Origin of the sequence: Candidatus Hinthialibacter antarcticus, from assembly GCA_030765645.1 — a bacterium.
Lineage (GTDB): Bacteria > Hinthialibacterota > Hinthialibacteria > Hinthialibacterales > Hinthialibacteraceae > Hinthialibacter > Hinthialibacter antarcticus.
Window position 1 is genome coordinate 43,574 of record JAVCCE010000057.1, and the last position, 19,691, is coordinate 63,264.

General features: G+C 52.0%; 17 protein-coding genes and 2 tRNA genes. 9 read left to right on the top strand and 10 right to left on the bottom strand.

What is annotated here, in order from left to right; all coding sequences use genetic code 11:
• The first annotated feature begins 171 nt into the window (after positions 1–171).
• Genes P9L94_13095 through P9L94_13105 form a run of 3 tightly spaced genes read left to right on the top strand, consistent with a single transcriptional unit; the run spans position 172 to position 5,146 of the window.
• Positions 172–1,884, top strand: coding sequence for a DEAD/DEAH box helicase (locus tag P9L94_13095; protein ID MDP8245016.1), 1,713 nt, complete (start codon positions 172–174; stop codon positions 1,882–1,884).
• Positions 1,884–3,422 (top strand): helicase-associated domain-containing protein, encoded by a 1,539-nt coding sequence (locus P9L94_13100; protein ID MDP8245017.1) that lies wholly within the window; start codon positions 1,884–1,886, stop codon positions 3,420–3,422. The genes P9L94_13095 and P9L94_13100 overlap by 1 nt, the downstream gene beginning before the upstream one ends.
• Before the next feature lie 8 nt (positions 3,423–3,430).
• Positions 3,431–5,146 (top strand): ABC transporter substrate-binding protein, encoded by a 1,716-nt coding sequence (locus P9L94_13105; protein ID MDP8245018.1) that lies wholly within the window; start codon positions 3,431–3,433, stop codon positions 5,144–5,146.
• Between the two features lie 57 nt (positions 5,147–5,203).
• Here P9L94_13105 and P9L94_13110 read toward each other — a convergent pair whose 3' ends face one another.
• On the bottom strand, positions 5,204–5,794 hold the full coding sequence (locus P9L94_13110) for a hypothetical protein (protein ID MDP8245019.1): 591 nt from the start codon (positions 5,792–5,794) through the stop codon (positions 5,204–5,206).
• Between the two features lie 164 nt (positions 5,795–5,958).
• On the opposite strand from P9L94_13110, the gene P9L94_13115 reads away from it, so the two are divergent.
• Together P9L94_13115 and P9L94_13120 are read left to right on the top strand one after the other, a co-directional pair.
• Positions 5,959–6,711, top strand: a complete 753-nt coding sequence (locus P9L94_13115; GenBank protein ID MDP8245020.1) for a class I SAM-dependent methyltransferase — start codon at positions 5,959–5,961, stop codon at positions 6,709–6,711.
• Positions 6,712–6,782: 71 nt separating this feature from the next.
• Complete coding sequence (locus P9L94_13120) at positions 6,783–7,850, top strand: glycosyltransferase (GenBank protein ID MDP8245021.1); 1,068 nt, start codon at positions 6,783–6,785, stop codon at positions 7,848–7,850.
• A gap of 135 nt (positions 7,851–7,985) precedes the next feature.
• Here the strand turns inward: P9L94_13120 and P9L94_13125 are convergent, their stop codons facing one another.
• The 7 genes from P9L94_13125 to P9L94_13155 form a co-directional block, all read right to left on the bottom strand.
• Entirely contained in the window at positions 7,986–8,531 is a 546-nt protein-coding gene (locus P9L94_13125; protein MDP8245022.1) for an OmpA family protein, read from the bottom strand.
• 215 nt (positions 8,532–8,746) lie between these two features.
• The gene (gene pal, locus P9L94_13130; GenBank protein MDP8245023.1) at positions 8,747–9,316 is read right to left on the bottom strand and encodes a peptidoglycan-associated lipoprotein Pal; all 570 of its coding nucleotides are present in this window, start codon (positions 9,314–9,316) and stop codon (positions 8,747–8,749) included.
• Between the two features lie 160 nt (positions 9,317–9,476).
• A complete protein-coding gene (locus P9L94_13135; GenBank protein MDP8245024.1) occupies positions 9,477–10,913 on the bottom strand; it encodes a hypothetical protein in 1,437 nt (478 codons plus the stop codon).
• Positions 10,914–10,972: 59 nt separating this feature from the next.
• Positions 10,973–11,770 (bottom strand): TonB family protein, encoded by a 798-nt coding sequence (locus P9L94_13140; GenBank protein ID MDP8245025.1) that lies wholly within the window; start codon positions 11,768–11,770, stop codon positions 10,973–10,975.
• Positions 11,771–11,775: 5 nt separating this feature from the next.
• Positions 11,776–12,192 carry a biopolymer transporter ExbD gene (locus P9L94_13145; protein MDP8245026.1) on the bottom strand — a complete coding sequence of 139 codons (417 nt, stop codon included), beginning with the start codon at positions 12,190–12,192 and terminating at the stop codon, positions 11,776–11,778.
• A complete protein-coding gene (locus P9L94_13150; GenBank protein ID MDP8245027.1) occupies positions 12,179–12,967 on the bottom strand; it encodes a MotA/TolQ/ExbB proton channel family protein in 789 nt (262 codons plus the stop codon). Before P9L94_13150 ends, P9L94_13145 begins: the two co-directional genes overlap by 14 nt.
• A gap of 80 nt (positions 12,968–13,047) precedes the next feature.
• A complete protein-coding gene (locus tag P9L94_13155) occupies positions 13,048–13,842 on the bottom strand; it encodes a LysM peptidoglycan-binding domain-containing protein (GenBank protein ID MDP8245028.1) in 795 nt (264 codons plus the stop codon).
• A 169-nt stretch (positions 13,843–14,011) separates the two neighbouring features.
• Here P9L94_13155 and P9L94_13160 point away from each other — a divergent pair, with 169 nt between their 5' ends.
• The gene (locus P9L94_13160; protein MDP8245029.1) at positions 14,012–15,571 is read left to right on the top strand and encodes a FapA family protein; all 1,560 of its coding nucleotides are present in this window, start codon (positions 14,012–14,014) and stop codon (positions 15,569–15,571) included.
• 3 nt (positions 15,572–15,574) lie between these two features.
• Here P9L94_13160 and P9L94_13165 read toward each other — a convergent pair.
• Together P9L94_13165 and P9L94_13170 are read right to left on the bottom strand one after the other, a co-directional pair.
• Positions 15,575–15,666: transfer RNA gene (locus P9L94_13165), tRNA-Ser, on the bottom strand.
• A 58-nt stretch (positions 15,667–15,724) separates the two neighbouring features.
• The gene (locus P9L94_13170) at positions 15,725–16,183 is read right to left on the bottom strand and encodes a nucleoside deaminase (protein MDP8245030.1); all 459 of its coding nucleotides are present in this window, start codon (positions 16,181–16,183) and stop codon (positions 15,725–15,727) included.
• Between the two features lie 225 nt (positions 16,184–16,408).
• On the opposite strand from P9L94_13170, the gene P9L94_13175 reads away from it, so the two are divergent.
• The 3 genes from P9L94_13175 to P9L94_13185 all read left to right on the top strand — a co-directional run bounded on the left by P9L94_13175 (position 16,409) and on the right by P9L94_13185 (position 19,664).
• The gene (locus tag P9L94_13175; GenBank protein MDP8245031.1) at positions 16,409–18,973 is read left to right on the top strand and encodes a GreA/GreB family elongation factor; all 2,565 of its coding nucleotides are present in this window, start codon (positions 16,409–16,411) and stop codon (positions 18,971–18,973) included.
• 119 nt (positions 18,974–19,092) lie between these two features.
• Positions 19,093–19,509 carry a nucleoside-diphosphate kinase gene (gene ndk / locus P9L94_13180; GenBank protein MDP8245032.1) on the top strand — a complete coding sequence of 139 codons (417 nt, stop codon included), beginning with the start codon at positions 19,093–19,095 and terminating at the stop codon, positions 19,507–19,509.
• A 78-nt stretch (positions 19,510–19,587) separates the two neighbouring features.
• A tRNA-Met gene (locus tag P9L94_13185) sits at positions 19,588–19,664 on the top strand.
• Positions 19,665–19,691 lie beyond the last annotated feature (27 nt).

Genomic DNA, 19,691 nt, shown 5'->3' on the forward strand with positions numbered 1-19,691 from the left:
CTCATTCAGATTTTTATTCCGTCCCCGTTGGAACCTTCCGGCGGGGACTTTTGGTTTTAGGGAAAGAAGCCTGCTCGAGCGAATCGAGAGCGTTTGCGTTGCTTTGCCTCGAAAAAAACACCAGCCAGAGGTATACTGGTTGTTTCTACTCTATCCGAGACAGGATGGTCTATGTCCTCTGAGAAACCCATTATCGTTCAAAGTGACCGAACGGTATTTCTTGAAGTTGAATCGCCCGTTTTTGAAGAAGCCCGCGACGCTCTGGGTACATTCGCTGAACTGATTAAATGTCCTGAGCACATTCATACCTATGTCATTTCTCCCCTTTCATTATGGAACGCCGCCAGCGCGGGGTGTACGCCCGAAGACGTGTTGCGTGTTCTGCGCGATTATTCTAAATATTCTGTGCCGGAGAATGTTGAAACCGACATCGTAGAATACATGAGCCGCTATGGGCGGCTGGTGTTAGAGCGCGACGGCGAACGGCTGTTGTTGAAAAGCGATGACGCCATGCTGCTCGAAGAAATTGCGCGGCACAAAAAAACCCATGCGTTCGTCAGCGAACGCTTAGATGAAAACACCATTGTCATTGGCGGCGCTTATCGCGGCCATTTAAAACAAGACCTGATCAAGATTGGTTTCCCTGTCCGCGATCTGGCGGGGTATGTTGAGGGCGACGTGTTAGAAATGGGGCTGAACGAACAAACGCCAAGCGGCGCTCCGTTCGGCTTGCGCGACTACCAACGCTCGGCGATTTCAGCGTTTCACCGCGACGGCAGCGCGGCGGGCGGCAGCGGCGTGATCGTATTGCCCTGCGGGTCAGGAAAAACCATCATCGGTTTGGGCGCGATGGCGAAACTTCAGCGACGGACGCTCATCTTGGCGACTAATGTTGTCGCGCTGCGGCAGTGGAAACGTGAGATCATTGAAAAAACATCGTTGACCGAAGATCAGGTTTGTGAATATAGCGGCGAGACCAAAACCATCGGCCCTGTCACCATCGCCACCTACCAGATTTTGACCTATCGCAAGAAGAAAACTGATGAGTATCCTCATTTGAAATTATTTGAAGCCCAAGACTGGGGGCTGATTATTTATGACGAAGTCCACTTGTTGCCGGCGCCGGTGTTTCGTATCACGGCTGACATTCAAGCGCGGCGCCGCCTGGGGCTGACTGCGACCCTGGTGCGTGAAGACGGCCATGAGAGCGATGTGTTTAGTTTGATCGGGCCGAAGTGTTTTGATATCCCTTGGAAGGTGTTGGAAAAACAGGGGTGGATCGCCACCGCGCAATGCCACGAAAAGCGGGTGCCGCTGCCGATGGAGGCGCGGCGCGAATACGTGATGTCGCCGCCGCGAACGCAATACCGCATTGCGTCTGAGAATTCGGTGAAACTGGATGTGATCGAAGATTTGTTAAAAAAACACGCCAACGAACAAGTGTTGGTGATTGGACAGTATCTGCGTCAGCTGCGGGTCGTTGCCAGCGCGTTTCACTTGCCGCTGCTAACCGGCAGCACGCCCAACTCTGAGCGGGAAGCCTTGTTTAAAAAATTTCGCGACGGTGAAGTGAAGCACCTGGTGGTTTCTAAAGTGGCGAACTTTGCGGTTGACTTGCCCGAAGCCAGCGTTGCGATTCAGATATCCGGTTCCTTCGGGTCGCGGCAGGAAGAAGCGCAACGCTTGGGACGCATCCTCCGCCCCAAGGGCGATGCGGGCGGCGCGCATTTTTATACGATCGTTACGCGCGACAGTTCGGAGGGCGAGTTCGCCCAAAAACGCCAACGCTTTCTGGCTGAACAAGGCTATCAATATTCGATTGAAAATATCGAGGCGTCGGCGCCAGCGCCGGTTGCGCCCATTGGAGGGCCGCCGGGCGATTGATGAACCTCTATCAGATGCTGACCCATATTCCACACGAACGCTTACAGCGCATCGCCGAGGCGTTCGGCTCGGGCGCGTACTCGCCGTCGAAACGCAACCTGCTGCAGTCGATCAGCGGGCGCTACCGCGATGCGGAATTTATCGCGGATTTGGTCAATGATCTGCCCTATGAATGCCGGGGGTTGTTGCGCGGGCTGACATTTTTTACGCCGCCCCAACAAGAAGATTTTACACTGTCCGCCGAACTCGCGGCAGGATGGCGCCATGAAACGCCTCTGCGCGACCTCGTCGAAGAAATCGCAGGCAACGGCCTGTTGTTCCATAATGATTTTCATCTCAACGGACGCGTGGTGTTGCCGTTTGAATTGCGCGAGATTTTGCGCAGCGCGTTTATTTCTCAATTTAAACCGCTGGAACCCAAGCAGACATCCGCTGAATCCATGCTGGCGTCGCGGCATGTGAGCGTCGAGGCGGTGTATCATTTATTATGCGTGTTGTTGCATGTCCGCGCCAAACAAACGCAAAAAGGGTCTTTCCATAAACGTATTTATGAGCGTTGGGTGGAACGCATTGGCGAAGACCAGGCGACCCAGCACCGCTTTGATTTCGCCGAAGCGTTTGCGCTTCATCATCATTTGATTCGCGCCAACGACAGCGCGTTTAAACTGAGCGATAACGCTGCCGTTTGGTTTGCGAAATCTGAAACCTCGCGCCGCCGCGACGTCTGGCGGTTTTTGTTGAATCAACATATTGAGCCGAGCCGCGCGTTTCAGCGCTTATTGGTGTTGTTGGCCGCCGCCGAGTCGGAAACCGAAACCGGCGCCCGTTTTTCTGTTCGCGACCTTTTGTCTGAATTAGAACTTAACGCTTGGAGCGAAGAGTCGAAAGTGGTGACGCCCGAATCATTGACGGCGCGGCTGCGCTTGCTCGAAGCGGCGGGCGTGATCATTCTGGATGATGCGAAAGACCCGCAAATTACCGGGCTGACTTCATGGGGGCGCAAGATGCTTTCGCTGCAAACTCAGGAAGAACCCGAAAGCCAGCCGTCCGAGAAAGCGCCGATCATCATTCAGCCCAATTTTGATGTGTTGGTCCCGCCCGATTTTGCCTACGACCAATTATGGCGCATGGAGAAAATCTCTAACTTTCGCCGTCGCGATGTGATGACCGAATTTCACCTCTCTCAAAAAAGCCTGCTGCGCGCGATGCGGCGCGGCTGGACAGCGGAGTCGATCTATTCGTTTTTGAGTGAGAGCGCTGGCGGGCGCATCCCCGACCTGGTGCAATTCAGCATTCAGGAATGGTGCGCCAAGTATGGTCGCGTTCGCTTTGAAAAAGTGGTGTTGGTTGAATGCAATGACGCCGATTTGGCCGAAGAAATTTCACACTTGCCGGACGCAAGCAACGTCCTGCAGCGTCGCGTGTCGCCGACCCATTTCGCTGTTCCTGTCAGTCAGGCGAAAGCGCTGTTTCAGCGCTTGAGAGAAAAAGGCTACGAACCGTCATCGAAGCAAACGACATCGGATATTGACTCGTGAGGAGCGATATGAAACTTGGATTCCATTGGGCTTTATTGATTGCAATTGCGTTATTCATTGGCTGCGGTACTTCTAATGAACTTCCCTCATGGTTTCAACCGCGAACGGGCGAAGTGACGCCGTCGGGAATCACCTTAGGCGAAATTTTTCGTATGAACGAAGCCGCCGAGCCGCGCAGCCTTGATCCGGTGCGCACTGGCGAATCGACGGCGACCGTACTCACCACTCAGATGTATGACGGCCTGGTGAACTTAGATCCCAATTTAAATATTGTGCCCGGCTTGGCGGAATCGCACCAGATTTCGGAAGACGGCTTGCTGTATTCCTTCAAAATCCGCAAGGGCGTGATGTTCCATGACAACCCGTGTTTTGCTGACGGTAAAGGGCGCGAAGCAAATGCGCATGACGTGAAGTATTCGTTTCAGCGCTTGTTAGACCCGACCACGCAATCGACTGGCGCCTGGGTATTTGTAGACAACGTCATCGGCGCAAAAGAATTTCGCGACAAGACCGCTGGCGACGTCGAAGGCTTTGAAGTGGTTGATGACTATACATTTAACATTCATTTGCACACGCCGTTCTCGGCGTTCTTGCAGCGTCTGGCGATGACCTACTGCTTTATTGCGCCGCACGAAGCGGTTGAACATTACGGCGCGGATTTCTTTCAAAACCCGGTTGGCACCGGGGCGTTTCGGTTTGTGCATTGGAAGCCCGGCCAAGACATCCTCATGCTGCGTCATCCCAACTATTGGAAGAAAGACAAAGACGGCGTCTCCATGCCTTATTTGGATGGAGTGCGTTGCACGTTTATTCAAGACATGAAGATTGAGTTCATCGAATTTGATTCGGGCAATTTGGACCGTCTCTATTACATTCACGATGACTTGTTCACCACCTTGATGACGGAAGAGAACCAACTGCGGCCCGGTTACAACCAATATCAATTGCTGACCGAAGATTTATTGCTGCTGCAATATTATGGCTTCAACGTCACCATGGAGCCGTTCACCGATAAACGCGTTCGGCAAGCGTTCAACTACGCCATTGATCGCGAAAGCATCATCAAGTTTGTTTTGCATGGGCGGGGTACGCCCGCCGACGGAATCGTTCCTCACTCGATGCCCAACTATGAAAACATCACAACGGGATTTAATTACGATCTCGAAAAAGCCAAGCAACTGATGGCGGACGCTGGCTATCCCAACGGCGAAGGGCTGGATGATATCACACTTGAACTCAACAGCGGCGGCACCATCAATGAACTGGTTGCCGAGGCGATCCAAAATCAACTGATGCAACTCGGCGTGACCATTCGCATGCAAGTAGTGGAATGGACCCAACACTTACAAAAAATTGACGACGGCGAGACTTCGTTCTTTCGCTTGGGGTGGATCGGCGATTATCCCGACCCGGAAAATTATCTTGCGTTAATGTGGAGCAAAAACTTCACGCCCAAAGGCACCAACTATTCGCGCTACAGCAACCCGGAATTTGACCGTTTGTTTGAAGAAGCAACGCGCATCACCGACGAAAAACGGCGGGTTGAATTTTATCAACAAGCCGAGAAAATCGCTTACGAAGACGCGCCGGTGTTGTTCTTGTATTTTGGCAAACGCTACCGTTTGCTGCAGCCGTATGTGAACAAGTACGTCTACAACGCGCAGGAGCGCGATATACTTTCGGAAGTGTGGATGCAGTTCCCGGAAGAAGCAGCCGTAGAGTAAGAAGTTTTACCGCAAGTAGAACGCGCCGCGATTCAAATGAGTCGCGGCGCGTTTTTATTAATTGATCGAGAAGTCATCGGTCATAAACAACTCGCGGAAGTGTTGGTGTTCGGGGTTGTCGAGCAGTTCGGCGTTTTCAAGCACTTCTTGATATTCAATGAACTGCTCGCTGAACATCTTATTGACCTTCAGCCTCCTTGAGGCATAGTCGGCCTCTTGCCCCGGCATCAAAATCACGCGATTGCTGGGCGTTTCATATTCGGTGAGTTGTTCATAGGCGATGGCATAGGAACGCTTGCCCTCGTCTTGAAAAACGGGCATTTTATACAGCCCGGACCACCACAAAATCAACTCGCCAACCGTCTCGTAAAAACGGATCATTTCACGCGGATTGTCGGCGTCAATGTTGGCTTCCCAATCGGCAAGGATATTTTCAATGCTGGCTCCACCAGTTTGCATTGGCAAGAAACGAATAAACACTTTGGTGAGATAGTCCAATGCGAGCGGGTCGGGAATCCAATGGCAACGCAAAAACGAACGCCCGAGTGAAGAGCGGAACAGTTTGACCAATTCTGGATAGGCGTCTTTATAGCGAAGGTGTGCGGCGTCGTTCCATCGTTGGTCGGTCGGATGAATGGTCTCTTTCATACGCAACCTCAAGTGAGTAAATTGGTGCGGCTCTTAAAAGTCCGATGGTGTACGCTATTCTATCACAATGTGAAGAAAATCACTCGTCCTTTTTTCGGCGCTGCATGGTCTCCCGCCCCGCCGGATAGGCTCTATACGAAACGGACCGAAGCGATACAAAATTAATGAATACAAAAGACCGCGACTGGAAATCATTTTACCGCAACCAATACGCCGACCACTGGCAGGGCTTTGCGCAAGAACTGAGCGGGTTGGATTACCATGTCCGTTATCAAACGCTATGTTTGGCGCCGCTGCAGAAAATACAAAACGGGCGCGTCTTAGAAGTTGGGGTCGGGCGCGGCGATTTGCTTTCGCGCTTTGTTCCAGACAACAACGAATTGTTTGGCTGCGATTTGTCTGCGGGCAACATCGACGGTTGCCGGGAGCGCTTTCAGACGATGAAACGCGAGGTGTGTCTCACACACGCTGACGCGGAACGCTTGCCGTATCGCGACGGTGAATTTGACGCCGTCTATTCGCTCAGCGTGTTGTTTTATCTGCCCGATTGCCGGGTCGCGGTTGATGAGATGTTTCGCATTACCAAGCCGGGCGGTTTGGTTTTATTTGATATGCTCAATGCCAGCCATATCACGTCAATCTCAAACCACGTTTGGCGAAAAGTTTGCCGCTTGTTTGGGCGCGAACTGGGGCGGACGTCGCTCGCGACGCCGACGATGCTGCACGAGGCGGTCGCAAAACATTCCACTCAATTTAATCTATACGGCAACTATTTGCTGTTGCCGGTTGGCTTGCCAGTATTGAAAGAACGCGCCAATGTATGTCGGCTAGTTCCGTCGATGGCATACCCGATGCAGGAGGGCGCCGCGGCCTGGTTGGGCCACAAACTTTTGACCGTCGCCCGCAAAGCCGACTGATAATGAATCGTACCAATCCACTCCCCATTCTTATTGTTACCACGGATTCGAAAATCTGTGGAACCGAACGAATGGTTCTCGCTCTGTTGGGCGCATTAGATCGTGAGCGCTTTCAGCCGCATCTCGTAGCGATGAAAGGCCCCGGTGATTTAATCACGGAGGCGCAAGCGCTAGGCGTCCATGCAGTCAATCTACAATTTGATGCGTTGGGTAAACTGCACGGATGGCGTGAATGGCGCCGGATGTTGGGTGAGGCGCAGCCCAAAATGATTCATAGTTTCTTATTTCATTCCAATCTGCTGGCGCGAGTGACGAAGCTTTTTAATCCGAAAATAAAAGTGATCTCCGGCATCCGTACGGTATATACCGTCGAAGAATACGGGCGGCGCTATGGGGTATTGGAACGCGTGACACATGGCCTGGATTCGCTTTATATTGCGAATTCTGAGCAAGGCCGCTTGAGCGCGATCAACAATATTGGATTGCCAAGCGGAAAGGTGCGCATGGTTCCAAATGGAATTGATATTGATCCATTTTCAGAGCCAAGTGATGTGATTCGAGAGAGCGTCCGTAATGAGTTTGGATTTGGCGAAGACGACATCGTGCTTGGCGTTGTCGCTCAGTTGCGTCCCGCCAAGCGACATGACCTGTTGTTGGAAGCCTTCTCTCTCGCTCGATCCGCTGCGCCTCGGCTGCGGTTGTTGGTTGTTGGTGGGGGAGAGTGTGAGCAGGCGTTGCGCGAACAAACGGCTGATCTGCAACTTGAAGACGTTGTTTCTTTCGCGGGATACCGCAGCGATGCGCGGCGGATTTTACGTGGGTTGGATGCGTTCACGCTGCCGTCGGATGTTGAGGGGATCCCCGTTTCGGTGATGGAAGCGATGGAGGCAGGATTGCCGGTGATTGCAACCCGGGTTGGAGGTCTACCTGATTTGATTGAAGACGGAGCCAGCGGAATTTTGATTGCGCCTGGTGATAGCAATGCGTTGTCGAAACAGATTGTGCGTATAGCGTCCGACGTCCAATTGAGAAATCAAATGGGAAAATCTGCGCGTGAGCGGGTCATTCATGAATTTTCAGTCCAGCGCATGGCGCAGCGATTTGAAGCGTTGTATGAAGAGGCCTTAAGTCTTCGATGATGGTTATTCACCTTGGCATTGGTTTGTCTTTTTTGATGTGCCAGAACCCCTTTTTGTAATTTATATCAAGGCACAAATAAAAAAGCCGCAGGAACCATGAAGGCGCCTGCGGCTTTGTCATATGTTGAAGAAATGTTACCGGGCTTTTTCGACGAAGTAGAAGTCGCAACGACGATTTTGCCACCAGCAGCTTTCGTTGTGGCAACTGGCCAAGGCTTGTTCTTCGCCCATTGATCGGGTGTTCATCCGTTGGGCGTTGAGGCCGCGTTGGATCAAATATTCCGCTGTGGATGTGGCGCGGCGTTCGCCGAGAGCCATGTTATATTCATTGGAGCCGCGCTCGTCGCAGTGGCCTTCAATGATTAACGTATATTGCGGGTGTTGAGTGAAGAACGCTGCGATCTTGTCTAAGCAGTCAGTCCATTCAGGTTTGACGTTGGATTTGTCATAATCAAAGTGAACGCGGGCGCACATTCCGCTTTCAGCAAAACCAGGAATCTGGTCTAAAGGCAGTTCTTGTCCGGCGACGCGGTTCCAATCGGGTTCTTCAGTTACGCTTTCTCCGCCTTTTTGGGCGAAAGCGTGAGCGCCCTGATTGGGAGCTTTGCAGGCGCAGCCAGCGGTTACGGCAATGGCGAGGGTCAGTACCAGCACGGAGAGTAAAGATTTACGGTTAGTCATTCTAAGCGAACCTCCCAGTGAGCCGAAACGTGGTTCGATTCTCACTGAATTTGTAGGAATACGGACGAATTCAACGCCGTTAAGTGCAATAAGTCTACATCATTACTTTAAGAGACGCAAGCAAGTAAATGCATTCCTTTGAATCAATTTCAATAAAAAAGCCGCGAGAACCCATCAAAAGGACGCTCGCGGCTACATTTTAGAAATGTAAAATACTAGCGGGACTGTTGAACGAAGTAAAAATCAGCGCGCCGGTTCTTTGACCAGCAGCTTTCGTTGCTGCATGTTTCGAGTGGTTTTTCTTCGCCCATTGAGCGTGTATTGATGCGCGATTCGCCCAATCCTTGTGCGATCAGGTATTGCGCGGTCGCGACGGCGCGGCGTTCGCCAAGCGCCATGTTGTATTCATTGGAGCCGCGTTCATCGCAATGGCCTTCAATCACTAAGGTTAAACGGGTGTTAGCTTTAAAAAACCTCGCGATGGCGTCAAGGCAGGCTTTATATTCTTCTTTGATGCCCGCTTTGTCGTAGTCAAAGTGAACGCGTTCGCACATGCCGCTATTCGGATTTTCGCGAATCAGGCCTGCCAGCGGTTGTTCGCCGATGACGCGACCGCCATCATCAAATGGGTCGACCGGCTGTTGTTGTACGCTCGCGCCGTCGTCCATACCTTTTTGGGCGAATGCGTGGGCGCCTTTGCCTTTTGATTGACTGGCGCAACCGACCGTCAGAGCGAGGAGCAGTGATAAAAACAACATGGAGTAAAGCGGTTTTTGACGATTCATCCTACCATAACCTCCCAGCGAAGCAGGGCTTAACGCTGCTTGTGCTGATTTGAAAATATATGTGGCATTTGGATAAGCAAATGAGCGCGTTTGTGCGCCAAACTGCTCAAAAGTCTACAACATAACTATTAACAACGCAAGCAAGTAACTCTGAAATCACTTAATTTGGCGACCAGGACGGCTGTAAGTTGTCACCGGCTTGATAGGTCACCCGATAAAACATCTCGCCGGTGGGCAACGGCTTGCCGTCGCTGCGGGCGAGAAAGATGTCAAATTTTCCTAATCGGTTGCTGGCAAAGGCGATATAGCGCGCATTCGGCGCCCAACTGGGATTTTTATTGTCAGAGCGTCCGTCGGTAATCATTTGCTGTTCGGTTCCATCGGGCTTGATGGTGTAAATGTCGCCCTGCAGCGAGTCGTAGAAGCCGCAAAACGCAATGCGAAAATCTTTGTCGTTATACCAGGGCGGTGAAATCGGCGACCAGAAGGGCGTGTCGCACTTGCGGTCAAAGTAAGTCAAGCGGCGCGGGTTTGAGCCTTCGATGTCGCTGATATAAATCTTGGGTGCGCCGATTCGGTCGGAGGTAAAGACGAGTTGGTCGCCGGACGGGCTGATGTCGGGCGAGATGTCGCTGCCGGGGTGATGGGTGATGCGTTGTTTGGGTTTGCCGCCGGCTTTGTTTATCAGGTAGATTTCCGCATTGCCCTCAGCCGAAAGCGAGATCGCCAGGTTTTCGCCGTCGGGGGCCCAACGCGGGGTGGTGTTGGTACCTTTGAATTTCGCGAGTGTCGTGATTTTTCCGGTGCGGAGATCATGGACGAAACTGTCCGCCCAGTCATCTTTTAATGAGGTATACGCCAGCGCGTCCCCCTTGGGCGACCAGTCAGGGAACAAAGTGGAAGAATCAAAAAAGGTGATGCGCTGCAGGCTGCCTTTCCAGCCGTCGTAGTCAATCACGTAAATCTCTTTGGTGTTTTTGGCTTTGTCGTGGGCGACGAACGCGATTCGGCTTTCGGTGATGGGAACCTCGCGTCCTTCGCGCAAGGTGCGGATAATTTCCGCCGTGGCTTTGTGTCCGGCGCGGCGCAGGGCGTCGCGGGGGAAGGGCGTATGTGGCTCGCCGCCGTAGGCGCGTCCGATGGCGCGTTGGCCTTCCTGGACGTTATAGACCAACATGTGCAGCGCGAATTGGTTTTCGCCGCGCGGCTTTAATTCAGGCACGACAATATAATCGACTTCTACATCCAGCCCCTGGCTGTCTTTGACCATCAAGGTTCTCCATGACGCATAGTCGATGGATTGGCGCTCGCGGTCTTTGCCGAATTGGTAAGCGGCTTGGGGCATGTCATTTTCGGTTTTTACGATAAAGCCGCCAGAGAAAGACAGATCAAACTCGATCAGGTCATAGAGTTCCTGAATGATTTGCGCCTGGCTGGCGAACGGTTCCACTGCGAACGGTTTGGCCAACATGACCACGGCGGGCGGGATACCGCCGGGCGTGATATCCGGGCCGACGACGGCATTTTGTGATTGAACCGGGAAAATAGATACAGATAAGACGAAGAGACAGAGCGTCCCTTTGAGAAACAATTTCATGTGTTCACCTCAACCTTAACAGTCGATCAGAACTTGCAATCGCAAGTTCTAGAATGCGCTTATTCTAGCGGTAAGACGAACGGGTACAAAACCCGAACTTGCTTTCCTTGGTAATCCGGCGGTAGTTTGACGAAGCCGTCGGTTTTGCTGACGGATTCCACCACGGTTTTGTCTAAACGCTCCCAGCCGGATGAGCGCTCAAGTTTTACGTCGGCAATCGAGCCGTCTTTTTTGACGGTGAATGAGATGTGCGTAATGTATTCGCGGCGTTCGGGGCGGCGCCCGGCGGGGATGCGCCAGTTGCGTTTGAGATACGCCGCCAGCCGGGAGGTATACGAGCCGAAGTCATAATTTCCCGCTTCGGGGTCGCCCTGAATGGTCGGCGCATTGGGCATTTCCGTCGGCAGCGCATTGATGACGTCATTCAGTAAGTCGCTAATGGGACGCAGGGTCGGCATCGGCGTTACCTGCGCCGTTGGCGTCGGCATGGGCGTGGTGGTCGCTTGCGGCTGCGTCGGACGCGGCGTGGGCTTTTGCGTTGGTTTTGACGTCGGTTTTTTGGTTGGCGTCGGCGTCTTTTTCTTGGGCGTCGGCGTTGGAGTTTTGACCAACTCCTTCTTCAACATCTCTTTGATTTTGTCGAGGTCTTCTTTTGGTTTGGGTTTGGGCTTTTCCGGTTCGGGTTCCGGCGGTTTGGGTTGTTCTTTTTGTTGAGGCTGGGGCGGAACCAGCGTCTCTAATTTCATTGAAACAAAGTTCTCTTTGGGTTTAAAACGCGCCTGGGGCGAAATCACCAGCAGCAGGACCAAGCCGACGTGAAAGCAAATCGAAAAAATAAAAGACGTGCGGTTGCTCATGGCGTTTACAGTTTAGCCTGAGGTAATAATTCGAGCGGGACCATCACATTTTCAAAGCCCGCGAGTTTGGCGTCAGACATCACTTCCATAAAGTCGCCGACGGCGGTTTTTTCGTCTGCGCGAATAAACACCTGCTCATCGGGGAAACTGGCCTTGAGTTCCTCAAGTTTGGAAACCAGTTCCTCTTTTAAAATTTTCTCGCCGTTTAGGGTGAGTTCTCCGGTTTTGACGCCGATGATGATTTTTTCTTTTCCGGTCGATTCGGCGTAGCGCACTTTCGGGATGCTGATTTCCAGCCCGGTCTGCACAAAATTTGAGACAAGAATAAACACGATCAACAAGACCATCACGATGTCAATCAGGTTGGTCATGTTGATTTCAGCAACGGGTTCGCGGCGATAGCGCTTTTTACGTAGCGGCACGACTTCTCCTCGCAGCGGGTTTTTCGGCGGGCGAACGCGGTTGGGGCTGCGCTTGCGTCGGCGCCACCACAATCTGCCGGTCGAACCGGTTGATAATTTCGTAGGCGAAACTTTCGAGCTGGGTTTCGATAACGCGCACTGCGCGCACGATCCCATTATAAGCAAATACGGCTGGAATGGCGACAAGTAACCCGACGACCGTGGTCAGCAGCGCTTCGGAGATGCCCGGCGCGACGGTCGAGATGCTGGCGGTTGCCATTTCGCCCATTTCGTTAAATGAAATGAAGATGCCCCACACCGTACCGAGCAAGCCCAGCAAGGGCGCGGCGGACGCGATGGTCGCCAGCGTGGTGGTGCCGCGCTCCCAATATTCTTTTTCGAGTTCTATCGAGCGGTCGAGAGTGCGCTCCAACGCGTTGATGACCGGGCGCTCTGAAACAATGCAATTACGGTCGCGGTCAAGCGTCGCCCACAGGCGCAGTTCTTCATACGCGGAAACAAACAAACGCGCCGGGCTGTTTGAAGGCAAGATGCCCTCTTGCGACAGCGCAACAATATTGCCTTCGAGTTCGCTGAAACGCTTGCGGAACTTGGCCGCGCTACGTTTTTCTGAACGTAAATCAATGACTTTTTTTATTATCAGCGCCCAGGTGTAGATCGAAAGAACGATGAGAACCACATAAATCGCCAAGCCTAAAATCGAACTACTGGCGATTTGTTGGAGTGCATCATCGACTTGCCCGATGGGCAACTGCGCTAAGAAAGCGCCCTGCATTGTTGAACTTCCTCTCGGTCAAATTACGGCAATTATAACACCGTTTTAGTGGTTTGTATAACCGATATTCGACCTGGCGCTTATTTTGGGATTTTGATTTCCTGGCCGAGGTTGATGTGTGATGGATCGGTGATGCCGTTGACCTCTTGGAGGGCTGACATCTCTACGCCGTATTTCGACGCAATTTTCGAGAGCGAGTCGCCCGAAACCACCACATGGACAGTATACTCGCCGCTGCCAAGCGTGGTCGGTTGTGAGGGCTGAACGCTCGCGGGGACGCTGCCGCCCAGCTCTTTGAGTATTTTCTCGTAAATGGTTCTGTTGTTGGTTTCGATTTGGGTTATGCGCTGGTCCAGGGCGGATTGGGCGGTTTGGATGCGCGAAACCGCGTCCTGGTCGCCGCGTCGGCTTTCGGATTGTAGAGACGAAATGCTGCCGCTCAACGATTCCATCTGCTGGCGCAGGTCTTTGGTTTCGCTCGTTAAAGAGTTCTGCAAGGTAAGCGCGGTTCGGTTGAGGTCTTGGGTGAGGGTGGCGGTTTCTGTTGTGAATTCCTCGAGTCGGCCATTTCGTTGTTGTATCTGCGAAGAAGCGCGTTCGAGTTCCGAGAGACGGTTCGCAACTTGTTGTAGGGTATTTTCTAAATTCGACTGGGCGTTTTGGATTTGCAAAAAGCGGTTGTTTAGCGCTTGGTTAATGGAACCCAGCGCGGTGTTGGTCTCTTTGGTTCCGGTCGTTGTGCTTTCCTGGTAGTCCTCTAGCCGATTTTCGAGCACGCCGACGGTGCTTTTTAATTCTTTTATTTCCTTATTGCCGCATCCGATGTAGAATGTAGTAATGACCACGACGAGCATGTAAAAAAGTTTTGCATTCATAATTATTATCCTCAACTTTTGATGTTCTTCGTAATTTCTGGGACGCACAATTATAATAACGGGTACTATATAAGGTGTTAACTGTTAAATTTTATTTTATCCGGGGTTGTCAGCGGAATCGGCTCTCTATGGTAAGAAGCCCCAAAGTAATGCACAAGGCTGACGGATAATGACTGAGAAAGAAAACCTTTCAACGGAAGTGGACGTCGTAGAGGCAACCGATGCCGCCGACGCGCAGGCGGAAGAGACGAATGTTCCCGAATTTAATTGGGGCGACGGCTTAGAACTCGAGGTGTCGTCAGAGCAGATGTCTGCGACCATGTCGCTTGCTCTTAATCAATCCGAGAATTATACCTCTGAAGATTTGCTGCGCTATTTAGAAGAAAACAACGTCGTCAGCGGCGTGTTAGACGATGAAGTGCGCCGCATCCATGAAGAACGTCTCTTTAATCAAAAAGTGAAAGTCGCCAAGGGCCGTCAAGCCAAAAATGGTGAAGATGGCTATATTGATTGGCAGATTGATCTCTCGGTTCTCGAGGGCGCCGAATTGGCTGAAAAAGGCGGACGGGTCGATCACAAAGAACGCCATCACGTGATCGAAGTGGTCGAGGATCTGTTGTTAGCGCGCCTAGTTGACCCCACCGATGGAGACGCGGGCGAGACCATTACGGGCAAAGAACTCGCTCCTACGCCGGGTAAACCTGCCAAACTTCCCTCAGGAAAAAACGTGCGCGTCAGTGACGACGGCAAGGAAATGTGTGCGGCAATTAAAGGCGTCGTGTGCAAAGACGGCGAAAAATATTCCGTCAGCCCGGTCTACACCGTACAAGGCGATGTGAGTTACGAGACGGGAAATGTCCGCTTTGAAGAGACCGTTATGGTTTCAGGCGGGGTATTGCCGGATTTCAAAATTGAAGCCGGGCAAGACATTCACGTCACGGGGCTGGTCGAGTCGTCTTTCTTAACGGCGGAAGGCTCAATTTATTGCACTGCGGGCATTCAGGGCGGCGAAAAAGCCGTGTTGAAAGCGAAAGGCGACGTGACCGCGAAATTTGTCAACGCGACCACAATCGAAGCGGGCGGAGACATAACAATCGATGGCGCCGTCACCCAGTCGCATCTCAAAGCAGGCGGGAAAATTACGCTGTCGGGCGACAAGGGCGTTGTATTGGGCGGCGAATTAGAAGCCGTGAAAGAAATCAACGTACACACGGCGGGGTCTGAGTTAGGCGTGAAAACCCGCTTTCTTGTGGGCGGCCCCGTTGGCGAATTTATCACCCAAAAACAGGATGAAGAAAAGAAGGTCGCTGGGCTTAAAGAAAACCTGAAACGCATTCAATTGGCATTAGTTCAATTGAATAAACTTCGGGATGCGGGAAAAATCAACGAACAACAAAACGCCTTGCGCATGAAAATTACCCGCGCGGGATTGCAATTACAGGGGCAAATTAAAAAGAAAACCGAAGAAATTGAAGTGATCGAAAAAGCGGTTGAAAAAGCCAAACACGATATCGTTGGTGTGATTGCGCGCGAAAAGGCCTGGCCGGGCGTGTTTGTGAACATCTTGGGGCACCAGTTCACGGTGAAAAATGAAACCAGCAAGCCCCATTTTGCCTTGAAAGGCGCTGTCGTCGAAGTATTTGGCTATAACCCGGAAGATTCGAAAAAGAAAAAAGATAAGAAAAAAGACGGAAAAGAAGAAGTAGAAGCAAAAAAAGAGGCTGAATAAAACTGGCGGAGGAGGTGGGATTCGAACCCACGAAACGGTTACCCGTTTACTCGCTTTCGAGGCGAGCGCCTTCAGCCAAACTCGGCCACCCCTCCAACATGTTTATGTACTTGTACGGCGCGAAGTCGTTTTTTTCAACGCCGCAGAGCATCATTATCGTAGCCCCGCAAAAAAATCTTTCAATACGGCTTCGCACTCATCTTGCAAAACTCCAGGAAAAATTTGCGTTTGATGATTGAGCCGTCCATCTTCAAGAATCTGGTACAAACTCTCCACGCCGCCGCATTTCGGGTCGGATGCAGCGTAATAGAGCCGCGCAATTCGCGCTTGTTGAATGCCACCGGCGCACATAATGCAGGGTTCGAGGGTGCAATAAAGGTCGCAGCCGTCGAGCCGCCATTGACCGATTTGTTCTGCGGCGTCTTGTAGAGCGAGCATTTCCGCATGGGCGGTGGGGTCGTTCCATTCTTCGCGTTGGTTGCGCCCGCGACCGATGACCGCGCCGTTTTGGACGACAATCGCGCCGATGGGGGCGTCGCCCTGGGCGCGGGCGATCAGGGCTTGATTGAGGGCGAGGCGCATAAAATGTTCGGGCGTGAGGTCGGGGGACATCCCGTTTTCTCCAACGGCATACAAGGTTAGCGCCATCTTACTGGCAAAAGTGGGGTGGTTACAACGGCTTTGGCGTATCTGTTTGGGCTGCTATCATAAATGGCTCACATAAAACAACTCTCACCAGTGTGATTTTTTAGGTTAACGCGCTTTTGGCGAAAAAAGCGTGAGGGCGTTTCCTTGAGCCTAAAAAAATACACTGGGATGAAACTGAGTGAATAACTTATGGTTACAGTAGATGAACTGAATGATCTTAGGCAACGTGGTCACTGGGAGGAATTAGGGACGCAGTCGCGTTTGATGATGCAAGAAAATCCCAATTCCGAAGCGGCGTTGCGGGGCATTGTCCAGTCGTTGGAAAAAGCCGATGACAAAAGCGATGAATATGAGGCCGCGTTGCTGCGCTTGCTTGATTTAAAGAGCCGCGCACAGGAAACCGCCCAAAAACTGGCGGAACTCTATTTAGAACAAGACCAAAACGAAGAAGCCCTGCGACATTATCAAGTCTCTCTGCGGGCGGCCGTTGAAGACCGCCATTACAACGCCATTGATGAACTCTGGACGATTCTGATTGAGATCGAGCCGGGAAACATTTACTTTTTTACCTCGATTACGAATATGCTCTTTGAGCATAAACATCCACAAAAAGCGGCGCTGTTGCTTGAGCAGTTGTTGCCTTCGACTGAACAACGCGAAGACTGGGAGGGGCGGCTTACTCTCTACAAGCACATTCTGCATTACATGCCCGAACATGCCGAAATTCGCCAGGCGATTGTTGATACCTATAAACACATTCACGGCGATGCGCCTTTGTTTGACCGCATTGTGAAACATACCAATATTCTCGAAAACCGTCCGCTCGAAGAAGCGCTCGAAGCGATGGATTCATTATTAGCGTTTTTGCCGGACCGGTTCGTTCGTCACCCGGATTGGGGCGTGGGCCGCGTCAAAGAACTCGACATCATTACCCGGCGGGTCAAAATTAATTTTCAGCGCAAACGCAACCACCGCATGGGGTTGGAATTGGCGCAAACCGCCCTCGACCGTCTGTCGCCGGACGATTTCCGCGTCTTGGCGGTGGTTGACAAAGAGGGGCTGCAGAAACTGAAAGAAGAAAATCCCGTTGAATTGGTCAAAATTGTTTTGAAAAGTTTTGGCGGCTGCCTCAACGGCAAGTTGATGAAAGAACACATGGTGCCTGCGGTTTTGGCCGACCGCCATTGGACCACTTGGTGGTCAAATACCAACTCGGCGTTACGCAAAGACCCCTATATTTCCGTTAGTTCCGGCTCGAATAAAGTCTATACCATGCGGAAAGAAGCGCTCAGCGAAGAAGACGATATGATTAAGCGCTTCGATATCGCCAAGATTCCTCACGTTAAAGTCGAGCGCATCTATGAATATCTGCGCACCACCAAGCGCAACGATATTAACGAAGCCATTATTAAACATTTCTCCGCCAAACTCATCTCGCTCATCAACCGGCGCAAAGGCGCTGGCGAGCGGGTTGAAATGTGGTATACCAACGAAGACCTGAAAGAATATGCGGAAGGGATTGAGTCCGCCGCCGAAGGCGTGTTAGAGCCAATTGCGTCTGATGTAGCGAAAGCAAGCAGCGTGGTCGAGCGCTTGCGGTTTAAGTCGCATGAACATCGCTTCGCCCAGTATGTGCGTGAATTGCACCCCGACGAGTGGGCGGGCTTGTTTAAGGAGTGGCTGTTGTCGCCGGAATTGATGATTCGCGACGAACTGGCCCAGGCGTTGGTCGAAGGCGGCCATGAGTCGGACTATTATGTCCTGGTCGAAAAAATCACCGCCAACTACCGCGAATATCCCCATTCCTTCATTTGGTTGGCAGAGAACCAATTGACCAACTCCGCCAATTGGTTAGACGGAAAAGTGAGTGGGCCGCAAATTATTGAGCGCTTATTGTTGTTGGTTGACTTCTTGACCAGCCAGGCCAAACGGCGCGAAAAAGACGAAGCGCTTGATCTGCGCAAAGTGGCGGGCGATGCGCGGGAGATTATTCGCCGCAACCATTACGCTCTCTTTAAGGCCAATATTGCCGAAGCGGATGAAGGATTGGCGCAAGCCGTCTACCGACGCGCACAAGCCAATGAAGGGCTTGATAGCCGCACCTCGTCTGATCTGACAGCCATCATTCGCGGGCGCTTCCCGAATTTGATGCAGACCGTCACTCTCGAAGAAAATTCAATTGCGCCCGATGGATTGTTATGTTTGCGTGAAACGCTTGACGTGAAAAAGGCCCTGTTAAAGCGTCTGGTCGAGATTGAACTGCCCGAAGTGGTGCGTGAAATTGAAACCGCGCGCCAAGACGGCGACCTTCGCGAAAACGCGGAATACCACGCTGCACGCGACAAACAGAAACTACTGGCGTCACAAACGGCGGAGTTGCAAGAGCAATTACATGTCGCCAAATCGTTTGATTTTGACGATATGGACCATGAAGCCATCGGCTTTGGAATGCAATTTACCGTGAAGCCCGCCGGGGCGGAACTTACCGAAGAATATCTCCTGTTGGGGCCGTGGGAATCTGACCCTGACAATAATGTGCTTTCCTACCAGGCGCCGTTGGCCCGGATGTTTGTCGGGCAAAGCGCCGGAGAAACCATTGAAGTCGAATTGCCCATGCACACCGGCGTCTATGAAATCATTTCGATCCGCCCCGTTTCAAATGAACGGCTGCAGAAAATTATTGATCGGGTCCGCAAGGTGGAGATGGCGTCAATTGCGGACCATTCAATAAGTGAAGACGACGAAAATGAGTAACCTGTAGCGGATGGACCCTTGGGGTAGCCTACGCTGCTTGATTGCGCTGAGAGGGGCTGCTATTTTCCCCTTCGGCAATAAACCGATTATGAAGAATTGAAATCGAAAAAAGAGGAAACATGGAAACCACATTACTGTTAATCAAACCCGACGGCGTCCAACGCAAATTCGTCGGTGAAATTATTTCCCGTCTCGAAAATCGCGGCTGGGACCTGGTCGGCATGAAACTGATGCACGTCACGCCGGAATTGGCCAAAGAGCACTACGGCGAACACAAAGAAAAACCCTTCTTCGGCGAGCTGATCGACTACATCACCGAAGGCCCGATTGTTGCGATGGCGTGGCGCGGCGACCAAGTGATTACCGCCATGCGCACGATGATGGGCAAGACCAACCCCATCGAAGCGGCGCCGGGAACCATTCGCGGCGACTTGGCGAACAACTTCACCCGCAATATGGTGCACGGCAGCGATTCGCCCGAAAGCGCCAAGCGTGAAGTTGCGCTGTTTTTTTCAGACAACGAATTGGCCGGATAACGCAAAAAATCGCGAGACGCCTCTCTGCTTTTTCGCGGCGTTTGGCTATACTTATTGCTTGCCAGTACAGGATTCTATGGCGGCGTAGCTCAGCTGGTTAGAGCACACGGCTCATATCCGTGGCGTCCGGGGTTCAAGTCCCTGCGCCGCTACCAAGAAAAACCAACCGGCGGCTTCATTTA